This is a genomic window from Dellaglioa sp. CoH-56-MRSF-11, assembly GCF_056782135.1.
Window position 1 is genome coordinate 281,473 of record NZ_JBXAYE010000002.1, and the last position, 24,189, is coordinate 305,661.

Consider the following 24,189-nt stretch of genomic DNA (forward strand, 5'->3'; position numbering starts at 1 on the left):
TCTAATTTTAAAATTAAATAAACTGAAATGGATCTGTATTAATATCTGATTCAATAATCTCAATTTGCCAATTATTTTCTAGATTCCATTCTCCAAATAACCGTTTCAATTGTGCTTTACAGATACTTTCAACATGATGGCCCGGATCAATAACTGACAACCCTTCTGCTAACATGTCATGAGCCGTGTGGTAGTAGACATCTCCTGTTACGTAAACATCCGCCTGCTGCTTAATTGCCTCATGATAAAATTTACCACCATCACCACCTAGAACTGCAACACGCTTAATTGATTGCGTCAAATCATTAGAAATCAGTCTTAATCCACTTATGTTAAATTGCTTCTTACAATATTCAGAAAATTCAATAACAGTCATAGGACTAGTTAAATTTCCGATTCGACCCATTCCATAATCTGAACTATTTGTATGCACTAACGGGATTGTTTCTTGTAATTTTAAACGACTCGCTAACCAATCATTCATCCCACCTGTAACATTGTCTAAATTAGTATGAGCTGCATACACTGTTATATTATGACTCAATAAATCGGCATACATTTTATTTTGAGGATTCGTAGTATCCAAATTTTTTGCCGGTCTAAATATTAATGGATGATGTGCGAAAATAAAATCTACATTTTTATTAATTGCTTCTTGGACAACTTCTGGACGAACATCTAAAGTTGTCATTACTTTAGTAACAGTATTATTAATATCACCTAATTGTAGGCCTACTGGATCACCAATTTCAGCCATACTTTTTGGAGCAAATACTTCGAATTGATTGACTAAATCAATAATTTTTGTCATCCCAGCATCTCCTCAATTTCTTTGATATCAACTTCTAATATCCTTTTTTTATCAATAGGAACTTTATTTGCTGCCTCAAAATTTTTTAAAACTTTACGCTTTTTTTCCATTTGCTTGTGCCATTTAGCTTTGAATACATCGCTTTGCTCAATTCTTAATTTAGGTCCATACTTTAAATCTAATATCGAGTAGCTCATTTTAGTGTTAACTTTCTCAGCAACAATAATTTCATAGACATGATGGTCGTCTTCGACAATATCTTCATCAATAATTTGATATGAATGATCCATTAACCATTCTCTTATTAATTTTTGTCCAACATTAGGTTGAATAATTAAACGACGGACACCCGTTAATTTTTCTAAATCGGCAGTAAATATATCCTTTATTAAAGGGCCACCCATTCCGGCAATTGTGATAGTATCAATATTATCGTCTAATTTAATTGCCTTTAACCCATTAGCTAATCTTGGCATTATCATGTGGTCTAATCGTTCTGTATTAATTTCTGTTACGGCATTTTCATAAGGCCCTTTAGCTACTTCTCCAGCAACAGCATATGAAATAATTTTATTAATAGCTAAATACGCAGGTAAGTAAGCATGATCCGATCCAATATCGGCCAATCGTGCATTTTTTGGTACAAATTTTGCAACTCGAACTAATCGATCTGATAAATGTCGTGCATCCATTTCTTGATCCTCTTCTTTCGTATCTTATCTTTTCTTATTATAACTAAAAAAGGACCATTATAAAACAGGTTTCGTTTTATAATGGTCCTTAAATTTTTTATTCTAAGAAATCTTTTAATTGTTTTGAACGAGATGGATGGCGTAGTTTACGTAATGCTTTAGCTTCAATTTGACGAATACGTTCACGTGTCACTCCAAACACTTTACCAACTTCTTCAAGTGTTCTTGTGCGACCATCATCAAGACCGAATCTTAAACGCAGAACATTTTCTTCACGATCTGTTAATGTATCAAGAACATTTTCTAGTTGCTCCTTCAAGAGTTCATAAGCCGCATGGTCAGCTGGACTAGTTGCATCTTGATCTTCAATAAAATCACCTAAATGTGAATCATCTTCTTCACCAATTGGTGTCTCTAATGAAACAGGTTCTTGAGCAATTTTTAAAATTTCACGAACTTTTTCGGCTGGCATAGCTGGCATATCCATTTCAGCACCAATTTCTTCAGGAATTGGTTCGCGAACAAGTTCTTGTAATAATTGGCGTTGAATTCTGATTAATTTATTAATTGTTTCAACCATATGAACTGGAATTCTAATTGTACGTGCTTGATCAGCAATAGCACGTGTAATTGCTTGTCTAATCCACCATGTCGCATATGTTGAGAATTTAAATCCTTTACGATAATCAAATTTCTCAACAGCCTTCATTAATCCCATGTTACCCTCTTGAATTAAATCAAGAAATTGCATTCCACGACCAACGTAACGTTTAGCAATTGAAACAACTAAACGTAAATTAGCTTCTGCCAATTTTTGTTTTGCTTCTTCGTCGCCTTCTTCAATTTTTAATGCTAAAGCAACTTCTTCTTCAGCTTTTAAAAGGTTAACACGACCAATTTCTTTCAAATACATTCTAACTGGGTCATTAATTTTTATTCCAGTTGGTGCTGATGTGTCTTTTAAAGCTTTCTTTGTAACTTTTTCAGCTGCTTTTAAACTATGTTCACTTGGGTTTCCCTCTTCATCAACAACAGCAATACCAGCATCTGCGACTTTTTGAAGTAATTTATCCATACGATCAGCATCTAAATGGAATGGTGTTGCTAGTTCATCTGTTAAATTATCATACTTAATTTCTTTTTTTACTTTATATTCCTTGATCAACTTCGTTTGTGCTTTTTTAAAGCCTTTTTCGTCAAATTCTGATTCTTCAACTTTTTCTACTTTTTTTACCATTAATAATTCCTCCCTTAGATGGATGTTCGTGGTACTTGTTGTTTTTGATATAATGCAATTAACTTAACTGATAATTCATTGGTTAGTTCTGTATTGCCAAGACGATTTGCTTCCATAAGATCTGATCGAACTTGATTAATTGATTGTTCCATCGGCGAATCATTCATAATGACGGACACACAATCATCAAATTCATCCTCTGAAGACTCTTCTGCAACTGTCATCAGCTCTATTTGCATTAAAAATCTCTTTGAAGACTCTTCTGGCAAGTAATCTAAAAAACTAGCAATTTCATATTGCTCATGTAATTCTAAATAGCCTTCAGCTAACGTATATATTAACTGATAACTATCATGAACAAAACTAAAATCATCAATTGATCGAATTTTCAGCCAAGCTGTATGATCATGTAATATACGATAAAGCAATAATCTTTCAGCTCTTTCAACACGATCAATTTTTTCATCGCTCATGACCTCTGAGCGATTTTCTACAGGTGGTTCATCTGTTCGAACCCTTGGAACTTGATTAACTTGTTGCACTACTTTTGGTTGAACGGCAACTAAATCAATTAACTGTTGTCTTAGAATTCCTTTATCAATTTTAAATTCATCTGCCAACTGATTAATATAAATATCTTGCTCAAACGGCGTTTTAATTGTAGTTAAAACTTGTAGTACTTGATCAATATAATCAATTTGCTCACTTTCATTTTTTAAGTTTTTATTTCGTTTCAAAAAATTCATTTTGAATGAAATAACCGTCTCTCGAGCAGAGTGAGCTAACTCCAGAAACGCTTCTTTACCATTTTTTTTAACAAACTCATCAGGATCCATACCGTTAGGAATGGCTAGCACGCCAACTTTCATTTTTGTCTGATTCGCTAGCAGGTTCAAAGCACGATTTGTTGCATTTTGCCCGGGTTCATCCCCATCATAACAAATATTTAATTGTGATGTTGAACGTTCTAACAAATAAATTTGTTCATTTGTTAAACTTGTTCCCATAGAGGCGACACCATTTTTAACTCCAGAGCGGTATGCTGCTAAAACATCCATAAATCCTTCGAACAAAATAACATTTCCTTCTGTCCGAATTTCTTTTTTTGCCAAATCGTAATTAAATAGAATCTCTCTTTTATTAAAAATAGGCGTTTCAGGACTGTTTAAATATTTAGGTAATTCTTTATTTTTTTCAAGCAGACGACCTGAAAAGGCAACAACTTGACCATTTTGATTTCTAATCGGAAACATCACTCGATCAATAAATCGTTCACGCAAATCACCTGTTTGATTTTCAATAAATAGTCCAGACTGCCTTAATAATTGATAGTCTACTTTCTTTTCCTTAAAAAAATCTTGTAAGACCGATTTCCCAGGCGCAAATCCAATTTGGAAAGTTTTGATAATTTCATCCGTTATACCACGATTATGCAGGTAATCTAATGCCTTTTGACCCATTTCTGTATTCATTAAAATGTGTTGATATAATTTAGCACCGTCATCATGAATTTGCTTTAACTGACGATTTTCAGTTGATTCTTGTGTCCTTGCTGACTGAGATTCAGAATATTTACTATCGATATCCATTCCTGAAAATTCTGCAACTTTATTGACAGATTCTGGAAAGCTAAGTCCCTCTAGCTCAATTAAGAACTTAAAAACATTCCCACCTCTTCCACAGCTAAAACAGTGAAAAATTTGTTTCTCTTCGCTTACAGAAAATGAAGGCGTTTTTTCTTCATGAAATGGACATAAACCCATAAAATTACTACCAGATTTTTTTAATCCGACATACTGACTAATGATATCAGTAATATTCACACTAGTTCGCACCTGTTCAATTACGTTTTCGGGTATTCTCATTCCAACTACTCACCTCCAAAACTAACGATACGAAGTTACCTATATTTTGAGTACCCATAATAATAGCATTTATTTGACATAAATACAATTATTAGCTTCAAGTAATAGACACTTTTGTCAAATATGACTATTCTGATTCTATTACCAAACAAAAAAGGAATTTATCTTCACAGATAAATTCTCATTTTTATATTACTTAATATTTAATTTACTTAAATTACCTAATTTTGAACTCATCTTAGCAATTAAACTCAATTGATTTAAGCGATTATTTTTAATTTTTGTATCATCAACCATAACCATTGTCTGGTCAAAATAATTTTCAATTAGCGGACGAATCTCGCTTAATGTAGTATATAACTTCTCTGACGTTAAATCTGCCAACTGACTTTGGATTATTTCAACTCGTTCAAATAAATCTTTTTCAGCAGTATTATCTAATAATACTTGTTCAACAACTAGATTAGTTGCCTCATTTTTATCTGCTAGCTTTAATACACGATTGATTGCTTCAACGGTCTCCTTGAAATCCTTATCATTTTTATGATTTTCTAAGGTTACAGCGGCCTCTGACATAACTAATAAATCTGCATCTGTACTTTCAACAACACTTTCAATTACATCATAACTGACGTTTTTATTTGAAAGCCATTGCTTCATACGATCATTAACAAAACTTAAAATATCTTTATCATTTTCGCCAACAGTCATCTTGGTAAATAAATCTGGATGTATCGTTGCCAATTCCTTAATATCGTTCAGTACCTCAAGTGGTGAAAAATGCCACTGACGATCTTCAACAATTCTAACTATCCCAAACGCTTGACGACGAAGTGCATAGGGATCATTTGATCCAGTTGGAATTAATCCAACTGAGAAGAAACTTGACATGCTGTCCAACTTATCAGCAATTGCTAAAACTGCACCAATTTTTGATTTAGGTAGTTCGCCATCAGCACTAATTGGCATATAGTGTTCAGAAATTGCTTGTGCAACAGTTGGATTTTCGCCCATTAGCAAGGCATATTTCTCACCCATAATTCCTTGAAGTTCAGAAAATTCTCCAACCATCCCTGTTACCAAATCAAATTTATAAATTTCACTTGTTCTTTGTAAAAGAGATAATTCATGGTCATTTAAGCCAAGGCGTTTACCAATGATTTGTGCCATTAATTGAACACGTTCCATTTTTTCAGACATTGATCCAATTTTATCATGGAATGTGACATTTTTTAATCGCTCTACATAATCATTAATCGTTTGTTTTTGATCTTCTTGGTAGAAAAATGCAGCATCTTCCAATCGTGCTGTAAGAACCTTTTCATTGCCTGCTTCGACGTTAGCAATGTTAGCTTCTGTCCCATTACGAACTGAGACGAACATTGGTAAGATTTCATCGTTTTGGCCACGCACATAAAAGAATCTTTGATGGTCTTTCATTGAAGTCATTAGAACAACATCAGGAATATCTAAATATTTCTTATCAAAATGACCAGAAAATACTGTTGGATATTCAACTAAATTGTTAACTTCTTCCAAAAGATCCTCATCAAGAATAATATGCCAGTCTTGATTATTTTCAAGATTAGTAATTTGTGTTCTAATCATTTCTTTTCGTCTATTAGAATCAACGATTACATATTGTTCTTCTAATTTTTTAACATACTCTGTTACTGAGGCTAAATCTACAGCTTCTCCTAAAAAACGATGGCCTTGCGTTTGGCGGCCAGATTTAATATTTAAAATACTGAATGGAATAACGTCACTATCAAGTAACGCAACTATCCAACGAATTGGTCTAACATATTTAAAGTCATAATTTGCCCAGTGCATCATTGTTGGGAATGTCATCGCTTCAATCACATCTTTAATCTGAACCAAAATATCTTTGGCAGATTTACCAGCGATAAATTTATTTACATAGACATACTCAACGCCTTTTAATTCTTTAAACGTTATATCGTCTGTTGTTACTCCTTGTCCACGGACAAAGCCTTTTGCAGCATTAGACCAATTTCCTTCATCATCCATGGCAATTTTCTTTGCAGGTCCTTTAGCTTCTTCTTGAATATCTGCTTGTTTATCAGCCAAACCAGTCACTTCAACAGCTAAACGTCTGGGTGTTGAGAATGCCTTTATTTCGTCAAATGATAACCGTTGCTCTGTTAAAAAGTCACCTACACGTTTAGCCAATTGATTTTGGCTAGGTGTAACAACATGAGCAGGAATTTCTTCTAACCCAATTTCTAATAAAAAGGAATGTGTCATCTTATTTATCCTCCTTTAATAATTTACTACGAAGTTTTTCATCTTTTAGTAATGGGTAGCCTAATTTTTTACGCTCCTGTACGAAAACTTTAGCAATTGATTTAGCCATATTTCTAATTCTTGCTAAATATCCAGCACGTTCAGTAACAGAAACGGCTCCTCGAGCATCTAATAAATTAAATGTATGACTACATTTTAAAACATAATCGTATGCCGGATGAACTAACCCATTGGCAATCTGTTTTTTGGCTTCTGTTTCATATACATCAAACAAATTAAATAACATTTCTTGATTGCTTTCTTCAAATGAATATTTAGAATTTTCATATTCTGGTTCTTTAAATATGTCGCCGTACATGACCCCATCAGCCCATTCAAGATCATAAACACTCTCAACATCTTGAATATATGAAGAAAGGCGCTCTAAACCATAAGTAACTTCACTAGTGACGGGATGTACCTCTAATCCACCAACCTGTTGGAAATAAGTAAATTGTGTAACTTCCATACCATCAAGCCAAACTTCCCAGCCAACACCAGCACAACCCATTGATGGGTTTTCCCAGTTGTCTTCAACAAATCGAATATCATGTTCAGCTGGATCAATACCTAATGCACGCAAACTATCCAAATATAAATCTTGAATATTTGCAGGAGATGGTTTCATCACAACTTGAAATTGATGATGTTGGTACAAACGATTGGGATTTTCGCCATAACGACCATCTGCAGGACGTCTTGAAGGTTCAACGTATGCAGCATTCCATGGTTCTGGTCCAATTGCACGTAAAAATGTGTAAGGGCTCATAGTTCCAGCACCTTTTTCTGTATCATAAGCCTCCATTAACATACAACCCTGATCAGCCCAGAATTTTTGTAATGTCATAATAATATCTTGAACAGCTAACTTTTTTGACATAGTATTCCTCCTTATTTTTAAGCACAAAAAAACCTATGCAGTCTTATAGACCACATAGGGACGATTTTAATATCGCGGTTCCACCCTACTTCTGGTTCAATTCAACCAGCAGCTTCATTAACAAAGGACTCCGAAAATGCCAATAAAAATAATTAATTACTTAGCTTGCACTAATCCTAAGTTCGCTTTAATAACTATTCTTACCCTTTTTCATCATAATCCCGCTATTTATTTCTCTATAATCATAGTTTAGAAATAAGTATTTGTCAATTATATTTCAGTATTTTTCTTTAATGAGACTGGCCAAGAACTGATTCCATCGATAAATTTTTTACTTTTCAAATTTAATCCAACACTATTATCATAAATAACATCAATAATACGACGTAATTCCTTTTTGGTACTCTCAGCAACCTTGATTGAATTTAATTTATCAAGATTCACTACAGAAAATTGTCTCAAATAAAAAATTGTTTTTTGAGTAGCATGAAGTCGATTATTATCAAGATACCAATGTTTAGAACACAGTAGCCCACCGTAAGATTCTGAATAATCAAATTCTCCCTGCGTTTCGCCACCAACTGCACAGACCTGCAATTGAGGCTGTACACCAAAAACTGTTAATAGCTGAATTTCAATAATATTTGTAATAATTTCTGGATCAAATTCTTCGTTAATCAATCGAATTGCTGTCACAACTTTTCGGTACCAAACAGAGATGGGTTCGTTATCTTTGAATGCAGCATCAATTAAACTAAAAATATAAATGGTATAAGCATTACTGATTATATCCTGTGAAATCGTTTGAAATTGTTCAAACTCTTTAGCAGTATTAATAAATGATAATCCGTTGTCATTTATACTCCCACTGTAAGTTCCGATTGTAAATGGTAGTAAAGCAGCAGATAATTTGAATCCTCGTTTTCTAGCACCTTTAATAAAAAACATTTTTTTACCATAACGATCGGTTAAAAATTTCACTAAAAGATCACGTTCTTTATATTCTTTACGATAAAGTAAAATCCCTTCAAAATCTGCATTATTCTGAACGATACTATGCATCCCCTTTCCATGAGCAAATAAAAATCGGAACAAAAATTATCTTGTTCCGATCATTAGTTACTTCTTAATAGTCATCTTCACGGTAACCAAATGCTTTTAAATCAGTCTGTTTATCTCGCCAATTTTTTTGAACTTTAACCCAAAGTTCCAAATAAACGCGATCACCAAGCATCGTTTCGATATCTTTTCTAGCTTTAACACCGATATCTTTTAACATTTTACCACCTTTACCAATAATAATACCTTTTTGCGTTGGACGTTCAACGATAATTGTTGCAGAAATGTGCAATTTTTCTTCGTCCTCTTTTTTTATATCTTCAACCAAAACGGCAACTGAGTGAGGAACTTCTTCTCGTGTTAATTGTAAAACTTTTTCACGAATTAGTTCACCCATAACAAAACGTTCTGGATGATCTGTAATTTGATCTTCTGGGTAAAACTGGGGTCCTTCAGGTAATTCACTAATTAATGAATCAACAAGCTCATCGACGTTATTTCCTTTAAGTGCTGAAATTGGGAAAACTTCTTTATAGTCCAAAGATTCTCGATACGTTTCCACAATAGCTAATATTTCATCAGGGTGAATTTGGTCAATTTTATTAATAACCAAATAAATTGGTTTCTTAGTATCTTTTAATCGATCAATAATAAAATTATCTCCTGGTCCACGTTTTTCTGTTGCATTAACCATAAATAAAATAGCATCAACTTCACCAAGTGTTGAAAGTGCTGATTTGACCATAAAATCACCTAAACGACTCTTTGGTTTATGAACACCAGGTGTATCAATAAAGACAATTTGTGCATCATCTGTTGTATAAATACCTTGAATTTTATTTCTGGTCGTTTGTGCCTTATCACTCATAATAGCAATTTTTTGACCCATAACATTGTTTAAAAATGTTGATTTTCCAACATTTGGTCGTCCTAAAATTGCCACAAATCCTGAATGAAACTTTTTATTTTGCATTAATTAATTCTCCTCTTATTTATGTACCTTTTATTATAATTGACTAATCAAAAACTAATTCTAACAGTTGTGGGATAAAAATAAGACATCCAACAATCATCGCAAATAGTGCCGAAAGTAAGACAGCAGCAGCTGACATATCTTTAACTTTTTTTGCAATCTCATTATATTTATGACCAGTTGTCAGATCAACCAGATTCTCTATAACTGTGTTCCAAACTTCATTAATAATAACCATACTAATGCTAAGAGCTAGCCATAGCCACTCTGTTTCAGAAATTTGAAAAATTGCCGCACAAATAGATACTAGTATCATCATGGCTACATGTTTTTTCATATTTCTTTCTTCTTTAAAAACCGTAACAAGGCCATCTAGAGAATGTCCTAGTGACAACAAAAATGTTCGATTTTTTTTAACTTGGCGCTTATCGTTTAAGGCCATAAGCATCTAATATCTCTGTTTGTAATCCAAACATTTCTTTTTCATCTTCAGGTTCCATATGATCGTAACCATTTAGGTGTAAGAACCCATGGACTGTCAAAAATCCCAATTCACGTTCATAAGAATGACCATAATCAACTGCTTGTTCAGCAACTTTTTCAGTTGAAATCATGATATCACCGATATTTTTAGCAATTTCAGGCATATCCATACCTTCATCATCAGGAAAAATAATTGGCATATCATCTCCATCTTCTTCGATTGCGAAGCTGATGACGTCAGTTGGTCTATCTACATTTCGATATTCACGATTAATTTTGTGAATTTCTTCATTATTCATTAAAGTAACTGACATTTCTGTTTCATCAGGTAATTTTATTTTCTTACCCGCAAAATTAAGAATTTCTTTAATTAATGTTATATTTTTTTCTGGTTCTGCCTTAGTGTGGTCAAAAATTTCTAAATCCATAATAACCCTCTTTAAATTCGTTTTATATGTCCCAAAGTTACTCAACTCAAATAATAGCATAAAAAAAAAGGAACTACAATTCAAGTTGAATTGTAATTCCTTTTTCGCTAATTTAATAATGATTTAACTGTCTCACTTATAACCTTACCATCAGCGCGTCCCTTAAGTTTAGGAATAACCGCACCCATGACTTTTCCAAAATCAGCTTTTGATGTTGCACCAACTTGTGAAATAACTTCTTTCACGACATCAGTAACTTCTTCAGCTGATAATTGTTCAGGTAAATATTTTTCGACAATTTTTATTTCCATATCAAGATTTTCTAAAAGATCATCTCGACCGGCATCTTTGAATTCTGCATAAGATTCTTTGCGTTGTTTTAACTCGCGAGCCAATAAAACAGTTTCATCATCAACTGATAAATCATGACCTGCTTTAATTTCTTCGTTTGTAACAGCTGCTTTAAGCATTCTTACAGTACTTAAAGTTTGTTTGTCTTTTGCTTTCATCGCTTGTTTTAAATCGTTATTAAGTGTTTCTAATAGACTCAACGTGATTCCTCCCTAGACTAGAAGCGTTTCTTAGTTGTTTTACGCTTTCTTGCTGCTTCGGATTTCTTCTTACGTTTCACACTTGGCTTTTCATAGAATTCGCGTTTACGGTATTCTTGTAATGTACCTGTTTTAGAAACGGAACGTTTAAAGCGACGAAGAGCATCATCGAGAGATTCGTTTTTACGTACGACTGTCTTTGACATAGATATCCCTCCCTCCGAGCTTGAATGTAACCGTCTTTTTATGCATTAAGTTGCATCGTCGAACTGTCCTTGTTCATTATAACTAAAGTCTTTATCGCCGTCAATAAATCTTTTATAAAATATTTGAGATAATACAAAAAATATACTTTTTTTTAACAAATTAAGCATAAATCAATTGATCTAAATCAATAAACAGCTTTAATTTAACCCAAGTTCCGTTAATAGATTAGGATTAAAGGTATTTTCTTTAAACATCAAAATTTCTTTTTGATATGGTGATTGTTGATTTTTTTTATCTACACCTACATATGGTGTTTCTAATATTTTAGGTACCTTACTAAATCTTTCGTCATGTACAATACTATTTAATGCATCAAACCCAATTTCACCAAAGCCAATATTAGCATGTCTATCTTTATGACTTCCTTGAACATTTTTTGAATCGTTAATATGAAAGACTTTCAATCGATCAATTCCAATAATATCATCAAACTTTTCTATAACAGATTCAAAGTCATCTTTAATATTATATCCAGCATCACTAGTATGACATGTATCAAACGTAACAGATAATTTATCATTCAACTTCACACCATCAATCATTTGTGCAATCTGTTCAAATGTTCGTCCAACCTCTGTACCCTTGCCCGCCATTGTTTCAATAGCAATTTGAATTTTTTGGTCTGAAGTCAAAACTTCGTTTAATCCTTCAATGATATGTTTAATTGCAGCTTCATCTCCCGCACCTACATGAGCACCAGGATGGAGAGTCATTTGAGTAGCACCTAATGCTTCGGCCCTATCTATTTCAGCTTTCAAAAAATTGATTGCAAATGTAAAATTCTCTGGTTTAACTGTATTTCCTAAATTGATAATATAAGGGGCATGAACAACTATATCACTTAATCCATGTTCCACCATAAAGGCTTTACCTTTTGGAATATTCATCTCTGAAATATCTTTTCGCCTTGTATTTTGAGGTGCTCCCGTATAAATCATAAATGTACTTGCTCCATTATTCGAAGCCTCTTCGGCGGAACCAAGTAACATATCTTTTCCCTTCATACTAACATGTGATCCTATCAACATTATCCTTACCCCTTTTCGCATTTTAACTTGATTGTATTATAACATTGATTATAAAAAAAGATTTAGAATACTCACCTGACAGGAAGTTTTCTAAATCTTTTATATTTAAATTAAATCAACAAAATGAGCTCTAAATTTATAGTGTAAATGTGATCCTATTAAGAGGAACATTAATGTGATTGACCAAAATAGTAATAGTTGTGTTGGATTATTAAAAAACCAACCTTCGCTCAAGAAAGTTTCTCTAAACCCTGCGACTAAATAGTTAAACGGATTTATTTGTAGAATTCTAACAAAAACTTTAGGAAAACTACCAGAATTTAAATTGAATAAAATACCTGACATGTAAAATAAAACCCTCATAATCGATTGGAGTGCTATATAGTAATCACGAGCTAAAATTGAGATGGTTGAATTAAAAATACCGAAAGCAAATAAAAATGCAATCATACAGATAAAATAATAAATGTACTGTAACCAATACAAAGTGGGCGTTACACCTGATAATAATAAAACAATAATACTAAAACCGAACATAACCCAATACGCAGTCATTTGACTGACCATACGAATTGTTGGTAGTACGCTAACTGGAAATTTCATTTTAGCAACTAATCCAACTTTTTCATAAACACTACGAGACATACCAAGTACACTAGAATTCATAAACAACCATGGGGCGATACCCACCATCATCCAAGCAAAATAATTAACCCCATCTATCTGTTGTCCAGCGTGCAAGGCAACACCGAAAACAAGATAGTAAATACCAATTTGAATCATTGGGTTTAAAAACTCCCATGCAATTCCTAAATAATGACTTTGGTAACTTGCTCGATCTTCATATTTTGAAACTCGAAATATAATTGGTAAATTTTCAAATTGTTCTTTTATAATTGAAATAACTTTTTTCAATGTATTGACGCTCCTTATTTAAGTAAAATAATAATCTAGAACACGCTCTGTCGCATGCCCATCATTAGATGTATTCCATAATAAATTAAATGTTGCTAATTGTCTATCACTATTTTTGAATTCTTTATAAGTAGCAACTAGTTCACTCATTGTTTGCACAATCGGTCCTGGTACCCAGTTATTAAAATCCGATTGAATCCCAATACTACTTTCATAATTCTTTAAATCAAAACAATAGAATAAAACTCGTTCAGCGTTTGGCAATAAACTGAAATCAAAAATAACCGATGAATAATCTGTAATTAAACAATTTGTGATGACCAACAATTCTCCAGTTGTGTATTCATCCACCCATAAAATATCATTATTCTTAGATAATAATTTTTTAAAGGCAAGCTCTTTGTCCTTTAAATGCGGATGTAATTTAATAATTAACTTAGTTTCATCATTTAATAATTCTTGAATATTAGAAAAATCATCTGGTATTTCTAATATAACTTCCCCATTTATATCTTCTCTATATGTTGGTGCGTATAAAATGATTTTTTTCTTAATTAAGTCTGGGTGGCTACTAAAAATATTTTTTTTTGTTAATTTTATCCAATTGCTATCTTTAAATTTATCTGTAGCAGGGTATCCAAGTTCTAAAATGTGATTATCAGAAACATGATAACTTTTCTTAAATACTGACCCCATTTTAGCTGACGCTACAATAAAATCATCAAATTGATTATAGACAGATTGAAATCGTTTTTTATCTTCAGCTGATCGATCAGCTGTCTTAGGCTCATCCCAACCAAACGATTTAATTGCCCCATTTGCATGCCAAAGTTGAACAATTTTGGTTGTTTTTTTTGTATGCATTGTGGCTAAAAAAGCAAAATAATTATCGACAAAAATTAAGTTACTCTTAGAAATCAGAGGGATTAAATTTAATACGAAAGAAATATTTTCAGTAAATATTTTGGTTTCAATATTTAAGTCTTCGATATTCTTAATTTCTAACTTCATAGAAGGTCGATAAAAAATGATTAAATGTTGATTATTATCTAAACATCTTTGATTTAATTTCCGAATGAAGTCACTATTACCACCGAAACTCATTAAATAGCTGATATTAGTACTTTTTTTAGAGAAATTCAGTAACGAAAATAGTCTGATGAGAAATAAGTAGATTATCTTTTTAATTTGCATAACTTATTAATCCTTTAGTTTTATTTATAATGCTTGCTCATAAAAACGTCCCCATATCTGAACGTTTTCTGAGATACTAACAAATGCGACCGGGTCTGACTCTTCCATTGCATCATGTAATTCATTTTGTTCATATCTCGAAATAACGGTAATTAAAAGTGTCTTATCATCATGATGATAAGCACCCTCAACATCGTTAACAATTGTGATTCCACGACGCATATGATTTTGTATTGAATCAATCACACTCTTAGGACGACTCGTCACAATCATAACTTGCATTTTTTGTTGTCTTGTATAAACCATATCCATGACTCTAGCATTAACAAATAATCCCAATGCAGAATAAAAAGCATATGGCCAACCATAAATAAAACCGGCTGCTAGAACAATAAAAGCATTAAAAATAATATTAATAGTTCCAATACTTTTACCTGTTTTCTTTTTAATTGTTAAGCCAATAATATCTAATCCACCAGTTGAAATTCCATTTCTAAGCGCTAATCCAGTACCAAATCCATTAACAGCTCCACCAAATATCGCGCAAATAATAGGATCCGTTGTTAACGTTACTGGCGTAATTGCTTTGATCATAATACTTGAAAATACAACTGCTAGAAAAGTAAACACAGTAAAACGGTGACCAATTTTATTCCAAGCCAAAATGAACATTGGTACATTTAAAAGAAATAAGAGTAACGCAGTCGATATTTGAAATGGTGCATATCGACTAAGGAGGGTTGCTACTAATTGCGCTAACCCCGTAATACCAGAGGCATATATTTTTCCTGGTGTCCAAAAAAAGTTCATCGCAACCGAAACTAATATCGCATATATAAATGCTGTTGAAGCTTTGGCCGCGTATGAATGTTTCTTAAAAATTTGTTGCAGATCGTCCATGATCAAAAAACCTCACATTTCATTTTAACAAGTTACGAATATTATACCATTCATTACGGTCAGATACAGTTAGACATTTACTTATCAAGTAAATCTTAATCTATACAAAAAGAGTCTTTTCAAAATTCATTCGAAAAGACTCTTTTAACTTATTTAGATTTCCAGACAGATTGTTTAAATTGATTCCGTCCACCGTTTTCTTCCATAGCAAATCTTCTTGGATTCTTTTTATAAAACTCTTGATGATAATCCTCAGCAGCATAAAATGGACCTGCATCTTCTATAGTTGTAACAATTGGTTCTTTGAATCTATGACTATCAATCAATAGTTGTCTTGAAGTTTCCGCAATTTTTCTTTGCTCATCATTTAGTGTATAAATCACTGGGCGATATGAACTACCCCTATCTTGAAATTGCCCCATCGCATCAGTTGGATCTGTTTGTTGCCAATATATCTCAACAAGCTGAGCGTAATTAATTTTTTTAGGGTCAAATGTTATCTCAACTGCCTCAGTATGCCCCGTTGTTTCAGATACAACATCTTCATATGTTGGATTTTTAGTGTGTCCTCCTGTATATCCAGATACGACATTTAAAATTCCTGCTTGTTCTTCAAACGGTTCAACCATGCACCAAAAACAACCACCAGCGAATATTGCTTTTTCACTCATTATCATCATTCCCCCTCTTAATATATGATAATAATAAATCACTTAACATAATATTGATATTTTTATGCCTAAAAAAGACTAATGAGTTTAATCATTAGTCTTTTAAACGTCTATTTTAATTTATTTTCTTCAACTTTTAACGATAATTCATCTAATTGCTTACTTGCAACTAGACTAGGCGCATTCGTCAATGGCTCTGATGCTTTTGAATTTTTAGGGAACGCGATAACTTCGCGAATGTTATCTTTCTTTGCCAATAACATAGCAAATCTGTCTAACCCAATAGCCAATCCACCATGTGGTGGGAATCCATAATCAAGTGCATCTAGGAAAAATCCAAATTGTTCTTCCGCACTTTCTTTAGTAAATCCTAAAGCCTTAAACATTTTTTCTTGAATATCGCGTTTATGAATACGGATTGACCCACCACCCAATTCATAACCATTCAAAATAATATCATAACTTTGTGCATGTGCTTCATGTGGATTTTCATCAAGTAAATGAATATCTTCTTCATTTGGCATAGTAAAAGGATGATGCGCAGCAATAAATTTGTCAAAGTCTTCACTGTATTCAAATAATGGCCAATCAACAACCCAAAGGAAGGCGAATCTATTTTCATCAATCATATCCATCTCTTTGGCAATATCATTACGTAAGTAACCTAATGATGCACGAACAACACTTGCTTTGTCAGCAACAAACAAAATTAAATCTCCGACATTTGCACCAGCAGCTTCTTTAATTGCATCAACATGGTCATTTAAAAATTTAGCAATTGGGCCACTAAATCCTTCTTCAGTTACTTTTACCCAAGCTAACCCTTTAGCACCAAAACGTTCAATATAAGCCGTTTTAGCATCAATCGCTTTGCGTGAATACTTATCGGCACCACCAGGAATCGCAATAGCATTAACAAGTCCACCATTGTTTAAAGTATTAGTAAATACTTTAAAATCAATATCTTTAACTGCAGCAGACATATCTTTTAATTCCATATCAAATCTAATATCCGGTTTTTCAGAACCATATCTTGCCATTGATTCATTCCAAGTCATACGTTGTAATGGTAATTCGAGGTCAATATTTAAAGTATCTTTCATTACACGTTTTAATAAACCTTCTGTTAAATCTTGAATTTCTTCAGCAGACATAAATGATGTTTCTAAATCTATTTGCGTAAATTCAGGTTGACGGTCACCACGCAAATCTTCGTCTCTAAAACAACGAGCAATTTGGTAGTAACGATCAAATCCGGCATTCATCAATAATTGCTTAAATAATTGAGGTGATTGTGGTAATGCATAAAAATGCCCAGGATAGACACGGGAAGGTACAAGATAGTCACGAGCCCCTTCAGGTGTTGATTTTGTTAAATATGGTGTTTCAATATCAATAAAATTTTGATTATCTAAGTAGCTGTGAACAGATTGTGTAATACGGCTACGAATCATTAATGATTTTTGCATTTCAGGACGACGTAAGTCTAAATAACGATATTTTAATCTTGTATCATCTACAACATTAATATCATCTTGTATTTCAAATGGCGGTGTTTTTGCTTTATTCAAAATAACTGCATTATGAACTTCAACTTCAATCTTACCCGTTTTCATTCTTGGGTTGATTGCTTTAGCATCCCGTTGTGTCACTTTTCCTGCAACCTCAACAACAAATTCATTACGTAACTCTTCAGCAATCTTTAAAGCTTCGGAATCAAATTCTTGACTAAAAACCAGTTGAACAATGCCCTCACGATCACGTAAATCAATAAAAATTAAATTTCCTAAATCGCGTCTTTTTTGTACCCATCCCTTTAATGTAACTGTTTGACCAATAAAAGTTTCATCAACTAAACCATTGTATGTTGTTCTTTTCATTCTCCATCAGCCTCCATTTCTAATTTTAATGCCTTTTCATATACTTTCGAAAAATCAGTATATACATCTTCTAATTTTAATATAATTTCTTGACTTGTTTTCATATTTTTAAAATTCAAAGTTTGTGTTTCTAGTTCGCTCTCACCTAAAGTCATAACAAAATGAGCATTCATACGATTAGCAGATTTAAATTGACCTTTTGGTTTACGATTTAAATAATCTCTTTCAATTGAATAACCTGCCTTACGCATTGATTGCACGAGTTTTAGTGTTTCAGTATTCGTTTCTTCACCAATACCAACAACATAAACATCTAAACTTTGTTCAACGGGTAATTTTGCATCTTCAGCTTCAAGAACTAATAATAATCTTTCAATCCCCAAGCCAAAACCAATCCCTGGTGTTTCAGGACCACCTAATTGCTCAACAAGGCCATTATATCGTCCACCAGCACAAATGGTCGTAAATTTCCCACCAAATGCTTTTGAATCAGACATAATTTCGAAAATGGTATGGTTATAATAATCAAGTCCACGAACCATTGTTGAATCAACTTCATATGGAATTTCCAATGCATCAAGTAACACTTTTACTTGGTTAAAATGAGCCTGTGACTCTTCACTAAGGTAATCTAGAATTGATGGTGCATTTTTAACAATTTCTTGATCACCTTTATCTTTACTATCCAAAACGCGTAGTGGATTTTTTTCTAAACGTGCTTTTGAATCATCACTTAATTGATCAGCGAAGGGACGTAAATATGCAACTAATGCGTCACGATAATTATCACGACTATCATTATCTCCCAAAGTATTAATAGCTAATTTTAAATTTGTTAATCCAAATTTTGATAAGAAATCAATTGCCATTGCCATAACTTCAACATCAAGTGTTGGATTATCAACCCCAAAGGCTTCAACTCCAATTTGATGAAATTGACGTAAGCGTCCAGATTGAGGTCTTTCATAACGAAACATTGGTCCAATATAATACGTTTTAAATGGCTTTTGAATTTCTGGGCCATAAAGTTTATTTTCAACATACGCTCTAACAACTCCAGCTGTTCCTTCAGGACGAAGTGTTATATGGCGGTCACCTTTATCTTTAAAATCATACATTTCTTTAGTTACAATATCAGAAGTATCACCTGAAGTTCTTGAAAAAACCTCAAAATGTTCAAAAAGTGGTGTTCTAATTTCATCATATTGGTAACTTGAGAATATATTTCTAGCGGTTTCTTCAATATATTGCCATTTTTTTGAATCTGCTGGGATTATATCTGCTGTTCCTTTGGGACGTTGAAATTTCATTATAAATCCTCCTATTTGTGGCATTATATACAAAAAAGCACCCTCATCTAAATACGACAAGGGTGCTTTTGCACGGTACCACCTTAATTTTTTACTAATAGCTTAACGCAACTTAAACGACATGTGATTTAACCACACGCACCTCAAAAGTGTCTTTCGGTTAGCAAAAATGGTGAATATTTCAGCAAATTATTCACTCTCTATACAATTTAACTAACCTAATTTCTTTTTCATCGGTTTTAATATTTTATTAATTATAAAGTTACTCGAGTAACTCTCTAAAGTCAAGTACAGCTTAACTTACAATATTATTAAATTTGATTCTTACTATTGAACAAATATTTGGTATACTAATATTTAGATTCAATATCTATAGTTAAAGGAGTACATAAATGTCAACAAATAGAAAACATGGATTCAGCATAAACTGGCCAAGAGTCATTTTATTAATCATCATTTTTTGTACCCTATGTTTAGGTATTGTAAAAACGACAACTTATTTAAAAGAAACCGTTGTTACATCTGACAATATTAATGTACGTACCGGACCAAGTACGTCAAATAAAGTGTTAGACACTCTTAAGAAAGGTGAGCGTATTACAATTATTCGAGAAAAAAATAATTGGTCATACGTAAGTTTGCCAAATACTAAAAAAGGTTGGGTAGCAAACTGGATTCTTTCTAAAAAAAATGCCAAAGTGACTAAATTATCTGAAGCAACGATTGTTTTAGATCCCGGACATGGCGGTAACGATTCAGGTGCACTTTCAATCAAAGATAAACAAGAAAAAATCTACACGCTTCAAATTGTAAAAAAAGTAGCTTATCTTCTTAAGAAACGTGGCGCCAATGTGATTTTAACACGAGACTCTGATTCGTATGTAGATTTAGCCCCACGCGCTAAACTTGCAGAATCAAATAATGCAGATGCATTTATTAGTTTCCATTTTGATTCATCGCCTAATGATGATGAAGCAACTGGTTTAACAAGTTACTACTATAATAAGACAGCTGATTTAGCACTTGCAAATTCAATAAATGCCGAATTAAACGATACCGGTCTTGATAATCGTGGAACGGAATTTGGCGATTTTCTTGTTCTAAGAGATAATACACAACCATCCGTCTTACTAGAATTAGGGTACATTAATACAAAATATGACTTTAAGTTAATCCAAAGTAGCAGCTTTCAAGAAAAAACAGCAAAATCAGTCGTTGAAGGTTTAACAAATTATATCCAAAATAAATAAGACAATGCTTAACTATCATTGTCTTATTTTTGTATTAAATCAATTAATTTCAATACACGCTTATCTGGTTTTTCAACTGTTGAAATCATTTGATCAAAATCAAATAAATATCCCTTCATACCTGCATTATGCCCTGCAGCAATATCCAACTCCCGATCACCAATCATTGCTGCTTTCTGGTAATCAACTGCATTTTTTTCTGCAAGATAATTAAGTGACGCTGGATTAGGTTTCCTTGGAAATTTTTGATCTGAAGTAACAAAATCTGAAAACAAATGAATAATATTTGTTTCCCTAAGCATATCAATTGCGCTTTGATCCCTATGGGTTAATAAAAAGTTTTGTCCACCATTATCAACCACCCATTTACAAACTTCTTTTGCACCAGGAAATAATTTTGCATTTTTTTGACTCTGTCTTTCTAAATCATCATAGCTTACCCTCAATTGTTCAACATCTAAATTCAAATTTGTTTCTTGATAAATTTGAATTGCTTGTCTAACAGATTTTTCTCGCATAATTTTATAAATTTCTGTTCTAGTCGCAATTACATTTTGTAAACGTAACGCTTCTTGAAATGCCTTAACCATCTCAGGATAAGTATCAAAAAGCGTCCCATCAAAGTCCCAAAAATAATTATTTATCATTTTATACCCTCCAAATATTCTTTACACCAAAAAGATGTATTAGAGTTGATTCTAATACATCCTTTATTTTTTCTCTGTATCAAAAATAATTGTTACTGGTCCATCATTTATAAGTTCAACATCCATATCTGCTCCAAATTGACCTGGTTTAACAATAGTTACTATTTCAGCCAATTTTTGATTAAATTCATCATAATGTTCCTCAGCTAAATTAGGTTCTTCAGAATCTGTAAAGCTTGGTCTATTCCCTTTTTTTGTTGACGCGTACAAAGTAAATTGTGAAACAGATAGAATTTCTCCATTTATTTCTTGAATACTTAAATTCATTTTTCCCATATCATCTTCAAATAATCTGGAATTAGAGATTTTTTTTACCATATAATCTATCTCAGTAGATGTATCACCCGTCTTAAATCCCACCAATAAAAGATATCCTACATTAATCTGATTTAATACCTGACCATTTACCGAAACACTAGCCTTTTTAACACGTTGAACAACAATTTTCACTTCTTTAGTACCTCCATTAGAAAATTAATGAATTTTCCTTTTAACAGCATAAACGTCTTCAACACTTTTCAAAGTTTCCATAATTCTTTCTAATTGAACAATATCTTTTACGCCAACTGAAACATCCATTGTCGCAATTTTATTATTATCAACACGGCCATTAACTGAGCTTAATTGCTTAGTTGTATTATTCAATGATTGTAAAATATCATTCAAAAGTCCAGAACGATTGTACCCTTGGATTTCCAAATCAGATTGATAATTAGATTTATCATCCATGGTTTTATCCCATTTAACACTAATAATTCTTTCCCCGGACTCTTCAGCTTTAATAACATTAGGACATTCAGTTCTATGAACTGAAACACCACGCCCCTTTGTAATATAACCAATAATGTCATCTCCTGGAATAGGATTACAGCAATGACTTAATCGAACAAGTAAGTTATCGACGCCATCAATTACAACACCACCATCATGGCTACTTTTACGATTTTTTTCAGATACGTCTGGTTTTTTCATTTCTTTATGTTCTTCAAGGATTGCCTTCTGCTCATTAACTTGTCGAACTTCTTCTTCTTTAGAGCGAATATCTTCCGTTAAAGCATTGGCGACACCTAACGTTGCTACCTCTCCAAATCCAATTGCAGCATACAAGTCATCTGATTCAGACAATTGTCTTTTATCCAAAAGCTGTTTCATATTTTCTTTTGTAATGACTTTTTTAGGATCAAATCCTAAATCAATTAATTGCATCGTCAATAAATCTTCACCTTTAGCTGCATTAGCAACACGATCTTGTAGTTTGAAGAAGTGTTTAATTTTATTTCTAGCTTTATTTGTATGCACCAAATTAACCCAATCACGGCTTGGTCCTATTGAACTTTTACTAGTTAAGATATCAACAATGTCTCCATTTTTGACTTGATAATCTAATGGCACAATCTTTCCGTTAACTTTTGCACCCGTTGTATGATGTCCAATTTCAGTATGAATACTGTAGGCCATATCAAGTGGTCCTGCACCTTTGGGTAATTCAAAAACATCACCTTTAGGTGTGAATACATAAACGCGGTCACCAAAGATATCGCCTTTAACACTTTCCATAAAAGCAGAAGCATCATCAGTCTCATCTTGTAATTCAATAATTTCTTTAAACCAATTTAATTTTGTACCCGCGTCATCTTGCTGAACTTTCTCTTTCACACCTTCTTTGTAAGCCCAATGTGCTGCTACACCAAATTCAGCTATTTCATGCATCTCTTTTGTTCTAATTTGAACTTCAAAAGGACGTCCCTCTGGTCCGACAACAGTCGTATGCAGAGACTGGTACAAGTTAGCCTTTGGAATCGCAATATAGTCTTTAAATCTTCCAGGCATTGGTTTCCATCTAGAATGTATTGCCCCAAGTACCGCATAACAATCTTTAATTGATCCAACAATTACTCTAACAGCTAGGAGGTCATAAATTTGAGAGAATTGTTTATGTTGGTCTTTCATCTTTTTATAGACAGAATACAAATGCTTTGGTCGCCCATAAATTTCGCTTGAAACTTTTAAATCACTAATGGAAACTTTTATTTCTTCAATAGCTCCAGAAATATAAGCCTCACGTTCTTCACGTTTAGAATTCATCAAATGAACAATTCGATAGTATTGTTGGGGGTTCAGATAACGTAATGAACTATCTTCTAATTCCCACTTAATCGTACTAATACCTAAACGGTCTGCCAATGGTGCATATATTTCTAACGTTTCATTTGCAATTCGTCGTTGCTTATCTGGACGTAAGTGTTTTAACGTCCGCATATTATGTAACCTATCTGCTAATTTCACAATAATAACACGTAAATCTTTAGACATCGCTAACAATAATTTACGATGATTTTCAGCTAATTGCTCTTGATGAGATTTATATTGAATTTGACCTAATTTTGTTACACCATCGACAATTACTTGCACATCTTTACCAAAAAGTTCGCCTACATCACCTAAAGTAACTGGTGTGTCTTCAACAACATCATGTAAAAATCCTGCACTAACAGTCTCCGGATCCATTTTTAATTCTGCAAGAATACCAGCAACTTGTATTGGGTGCATTATATATGGTTCGCCAGACTTACGATATTGATTCTTATGAACATAGGTAGCAAAATCACATGCTTTTTGTACAAATGCAACATGTTCTTCATTCATATAGCTTTCAACGATTTCCAAAACGTCTCTAGCACTCCACATTTCTTCTTTTGTCATATCTACACACCTCTTTTTATATAAAATAAAAATACGCGATTCCATAATGCAGTCCGCGTACTCATGTATTCATAAAGT

Annotated in this window: 23 protein-coding genes and 1 other annotated feature; of the genes, 1 reads left to right on the forward strand and 22 read right to left on the reverse strand. The window is 32.9% G+C overall.

Annotation, left to right across the window (positions count from 1 at the left end):
* Positions 1-13: 13 nt before the first annotated feature.
* The 19 genes from AC1RPT_RS03305 to hisS form a co-directional block, all read right to left on the reverse strand.
* Entirely contained in the window at positions 14-811 is a 798-nt protein-coding gene (locus tag AC1RPT_RS03305; RefSeq protein WP_481761355.1) for a Nif3-like dinuclear metal center hexameric protein, read from the reverse strand.
* Positions 808-1,503 carry a tRNA (adenine(22)-N(1))-methyltransferase gene (locus AC1RPT_RS03310; RefSeq protein ID WP_481761356.1) on the reverse strand — a complete coding sequence of 232 codons (696 nt, stop codon included), beginning with the start codon at positions 1,501-1,503 and terminating at the stop codon, positions 808-810. The genes AC1RPT_RS03305 and AC1RPT_RS03310 overlap by 4 nt, the downstream gene beginning before the upstream one ends.
* Before the next feature lie 97 nt (positions 1,504-1,600).
* Positions 1,601-2,740, reverse strand: a complete 1,140-nt coding sequence (gene rpoD / locus AC1RPT_RS03315) for an RNA polymerase sigma factor RpoD (RefSeq protein ID WP_409022492.1) — start codon at positions 2,738-2,740, stop codon at positions 1,601-1,603.
* Between the two features lie 14 nt (positions 2,741-2,754).
* The gene (gene dnaG / locus AC1RPT_RS03320; RefSeq protein ID WP_481761357.1) at positions 2,755-4,605 is read right to left on the reverse strand and encodes a DNA primase; all 1,851 of its coding nucleotides are present in this window, start codon (positions 4,603-4,605) and stop codon (positions 2,755-2,757) included.
* Positions 4,606-4,797: 192 nt separating this feature from the next.
* Entirely contained in the window at positions 4,798-6,873 is a 2,076-nt protein-coding gene (glyS, locus tag AC1RPT_RS03325) for a glycine--tRNA ligase subunit beta (RefSeq protein WP_481761358.1), read from the reverse strand.
* Position 6,874: 1 nt separating this feature from the next.
* Entirely contained in the window at positions 6,875-7,792 is a 918-nt protein-coding gene (gene glyQ, locus AC1RPT_RS03330; protein WP_409022489.1) for a glycine--tRNA ligase subunit alpha, read from the reverse strand.
* A 270-nt stretch (positions 7,793-8,062) separates the two neighbouring features.
* On the reverse strand, positions 8,063-8,854 hold the full coding sequence (recO, locus tag AC1RPT_RS03335; protein ID WP_481761411.1) for a DNA repair protein RecO: 792 nt from the start codon (positions 8,852-8,854) through the stop codon (positions 8,063-8,065).
* A 64-nt stretch (positions 8,855-8,918) separates the two neighbouring features.
* Positions 8,919-9,824 carry a GTPase Era gene (era, locus tag AC1RPT_RS03340; RefSeq protein ID WP_409022487.1) on the reverse strand — a complete coding sequence of 302 codons (906 nt, stop codon included), beginning with the start codon at positions 9,822-9,824 and terminating at the stop codon, positions 8,919-8,921.
* Between the two features lie 43 nt (positions 9,825-9,867).
* The gene (locus AC1RPT_RS03345) at positions 9,868-10,272 is read right to left on the reverse strand and encodes a diacylglycerol kinase family protein (protein WP_409022486.1); all 405 of its coding nucleotides are present in this window, start codon (positions 10,270-10,272) and stop codon (positions 9,868-9,870) included.
* Positions 10,250-10,735 (reverse strand): rRNA maturation RNase YbeY, encoded by a 486-nt coding sequence (gene ybeY, locus AC1RPT_RS03350; RefSeq protein WP_409022485.1) that lies wholly within the window; start codon positions 10,733-10,735, stop codon positions 10,250-10,252. Before ybeY ends, AC1RPT_RS03345 begins: the two co-directional genes overlap by 23 nt.
* Before the next feature lie 107 nt (positions 10,736-10,842).
* Entirely contained in the window at positions 10,843-11,286 is a 444-nt protein-coding gene (locus tag AC1RPT_RS03355; RefSeq protein ID WP_409022484.1) for a GatB/YqeY domain-containing protein, read from the reverse strand.
* Positions 11,287-11,303: 17 nt separating this feature from the next.
* The gene (gene rpsU / locus AC1RPT_RS03360; protein WP_057973588.1) at positions 11,304-11,492 is read right to left on the reverse strand and encodes a 30S ribosomal protein S21; all 189 of its coding nucleotides are present in this window, start codon (positions 11,490-11,492) and stop codon (positions 11,304-11,306) included.
* A 198-nt stretch (positions 11,493-11,690) separates the two neighbouring features.
* Positions 11,691-12,581 (reverse strand): deoxyribonuclease IV, encoded by an 891-nt coding sequence (locus AC1RPT_RS03365; protein WP_409022483.1) that lies wholly within the window; start codon positions 12,579-12,581, stop codon positions 11,691-11,693.
* A 105-nt stretch (positions 12,582-12,686) separates the two neighbouring features.
* Complete coding sequence (locus tag AC1RPT_RS03370; protein ID WP_409022482.1) at positions 12,687-13,496, reverse strand: ABC transporter permease; 810 nt, start codon at positions 13,494-13,496, stop codon at positions 12,687-12,689.
* A gap of 18 nt (positions 13,497-13,514) precedes the next feature.
* Positions 13,515-14,690, reverse strand: a complete 1,176-nt coding sequence (locus AC1RPT_RS03375) for a CDP-glycerol glycerophosphotransferase family protein (protein WP_481762404.1) — start codon at positions 14,688-14,690, stop codon at positions 13,515-13,517.
* Between the two features lie 24 nt (positions 14,691-14,714).
* Positions 14,715-15,590 (reverse strand): YitT family protein, encoded by an 876-nt coding sequence (locus AC1RPT_RS03380; RefSeq protein ID WP_409022480.1) that lies wholly within the window; start codon positions 15,588-15,590, stop codon positions 14,715-14,717.
* 149 nt (positions 15,591-15,739) lie between these two features.
* On the reverse strand, positions 15,740-16,261 hold the full coding sequence (gene msrA, locus AC1RPT_RS03385; RefSeq protein ID WP_409022479.1) for a peptide-methionine (S)-S-oxide reductase MsrA: 522 nt from the start codon (positions 16,259-16,261) through the stop codon (positions 15,740-15,742).
* 110 nt (positions 16,262-16,371) lie between these two features.
* Positions 16,372-18,141 carry an aspartate--tRNA ligase gene (aspS, locus tag AC1RPT_RS03390; RefSeq protein WP_481761360.1) on the reverse strand — a complete coding sequence of 590 codons (1,770 nt, stop codon included), beginning with the start codon at positions 18,139-18,141 and terminating at the stop codon, positions 16,372-16,374.
* Positions 18,138-19,451 carry a histidine--tRNA ligase gene (gene hisS, locus AC1RPT_RS03395; RefSeq protein WP_481761361.1) on the reverse strand — a complete coding sequence of 438 codons (1,314 nt, stop codon included), beginning with the start codon at positions 19,449-19,451 and terminating at the stop codon, positions 18,138-18,140. Before hisS ends, aspS begins: the two co-directional genes overlap by 4 nt.
* Positions 19,452-19,506: 55 nt before the next feature.
* Positions 19,507-19,694, reverse strand: a binding site (T-box leader).
* A 149-nt stretch (positions 19,695-19,843) separates the two neighbouring features.
* Here hisS and AC1RPT_RS03400 point away from each other — a divergent pair.
* Complete coding sequence (locus AC1RPT_RS03400; protein ID WP_481761362.1) at positions 19,844-20,701, forward strand: N-acetylmuramoyl-L-alanine amidase family protein; 858 nt, start codon at positions 19,844-19,846, stop codon at positions 20,699-20,701.
* A gap of 23 nt (positions 20,702-20,724) precedes the next feature.
* On the opposite strand, the gene AC1RPT_RS03405 is transcribed toward AC1RPT_RS03400, so the two are convergent.
* The 3 genes from AC1RPT_RS03405 to AC1RPT_RS03415 all read right to left on the reverse strand — a co-directional run bounded on the left by AC1RPT_RS03405 (position 20,725) and on the right by AC1RPT_RS03415 (position 24,111).
* Positions 20,725-21,348, reverse strand: coding sequence for an HAD-IA family hydrolase (locus AC1RPT_RS03405; RefSeq protein WP_481761363.1), 624 nt, complete (start codon positions 21,346-21,348; stop codon positions 20,725-20,727).
* A 63-nt stretch (positions 21,349-21,411) separates the two neighbouring features.
* Entirely contained in the window at positions 21,412-21,858 is a 447-nt protein-coding gene (gene dtd / locus AC1RPT_RS03410; protein WP_481761364.1) for a D-aminoacyl-tRNA deacylase, read from the reverse strand.
* 24 nt (positions 21,859-21,882) lie between these two features.
* Positions 21,883-24,111: a RelA/SpoT family protein gene (locus tag AC1RPT_RS03415; protein ID WP_409022473.1), complete on the reverse strand. Its 2,229-nt coding sequence runs from the start codon at positions 24,109-24,111 to the stop codon at positions 21,883-21,885.
* Positions 24,112-24,189: the final 78 nt, after the last annotated feature.

Bases quoted from the DNA above. Each gene is read 5' to 3' on its own strand.
- AC1RPT_RS03305 (WP_481761355.1), bottom strand. From the start codon at position 811: ATGACAAAAATTATTGATTTAGTCAATCAATTCGAAGTATTTGCTCCA.
- AC1RPT_RS03310 (WP_481761356.1), bottom strand. From the start codon at position 1,503: ATGGATGCACGACATTTATCAGATCGATTAGTTCGAGTTGCAAAATTT.
- rpoD (WP_409022492.1), bottom strand. From the start codon at position 2,740: ATGGTAAAAAAAGTAGAAAAAGTTGAAGAATCAGAATTTGACGAAAAA.
- dnaG (WP_481761357.1), bottom strand. From the start codon at position 4,605: ATGAGAATACCCGAAAACGTAATTGAACAGGTGCGAACTAGTGTGAAT.
- glyS (WP_481761358.1), bottom strand. From the start codon at position 6,873: ATGACACATTCCTTTTTATTAGAAATTGGGTTAGAAGAAATTCCTGCT.
- glyQ (WP_409022489.1), bottom strand. From the start codon at position 7,792: ATGTCAAAAAAGTTAGCTGTTCAAGATATTATTATGACATTACAAAAA.
- recO (WP_481761411.1), bottom strand. From the start codon at position 8,854: ATGCATAGTATCGTTCAGAATAATGCAGATTTTGAAGGGATTTTACTT.
- era (WP_409022487.1), bottom strand. From the start codon at position 9,824: ATGCAAAATAAAAAGTTTCATTCAGGATTTGTGGCAATTTTAGGACGA.
- AC1RPT_RS03345 (WP_409022486.1), bottom strand. From the start codon at position 10,272: ATGCTTATGGCCTTAAACGATAAGCGCCAAGTTAAAAAAAATCGAACA.
- ybeY (WP_409022485.1), bottom strand. From the start codon at position 10,735: ATGGATTTAGAAATTTTTGACCACACTAAGGCAGAACCAGAAAAAAAT.
- rpsU (WP_057973588.1), bottom strand. From the start codon at position 11,492: ATGTCAAAGACAGTCGTACGTAAAAACGAATCTCTCGATGATGCTCTT.
- AC1RPT_RS03365 (WP_409022483.1), bottom strand. From the start codon at position 12,581: ATGTTGATAGGATCACATGTTAGTATGAAGGGAAAAGATATGTTACTT.
- AC1RPT_RS03375 (WP_481762404.1), bottom strand. From the start codon at position 14,690: ATGCAAATTAAAAAGATAATCTACTTATTTCTCATCAGACTATTTTCG.
- AC1RPT_RS03380 (WP_409022480.1), bottom strand. From the start codon at position 15,590: ATGGACGATCTGCAACAAATTTTTAAGAAACATTCATACGCGGCCAAA.
- msrA (WP_409022479.1), bottom strand. From the start codon at position 16,261: ATGAGTGAAAAAGCAATATTCGCTGGTGGTTGTTTTTGGTGCATGGTT.
- aspS (WP_481761360.1), bottom strand. From the start codon at position 18,141: ATGAAAAGAACAACATACAATGGTTTAGTTGATGAAACTTTTATTGGT.
- hisS (WP_481761361.1), bottom strand. From the start codon at position 19,451: ATGAAATTTCAACGTCCCAAAGGAACAGCAGATATAATCCCAGCAGAT.
- AC1RPT_RS03400 (WP_481761362.1), top strand. From the start codon at position 19,844: ATGTCAACAAATAGAAAACATGGATTCAGCATAAACTGGCCAAGAGTC.
- AC1RPT_RS03405 (WP_481761363.1), bottom strand. From the start codon at position 21,348: ATGATAAATAATTATTTTTGGGACTTTGATGGGACGCTTTTTGATACT.
- AC1RPT_RS03415 (WP_409022473.1), bottom strand. From the start codon at position 24,111: ATGACAAAAGAAGAAATGTGGAGTGCTAGAGACGTTTTGGAAATCGTT.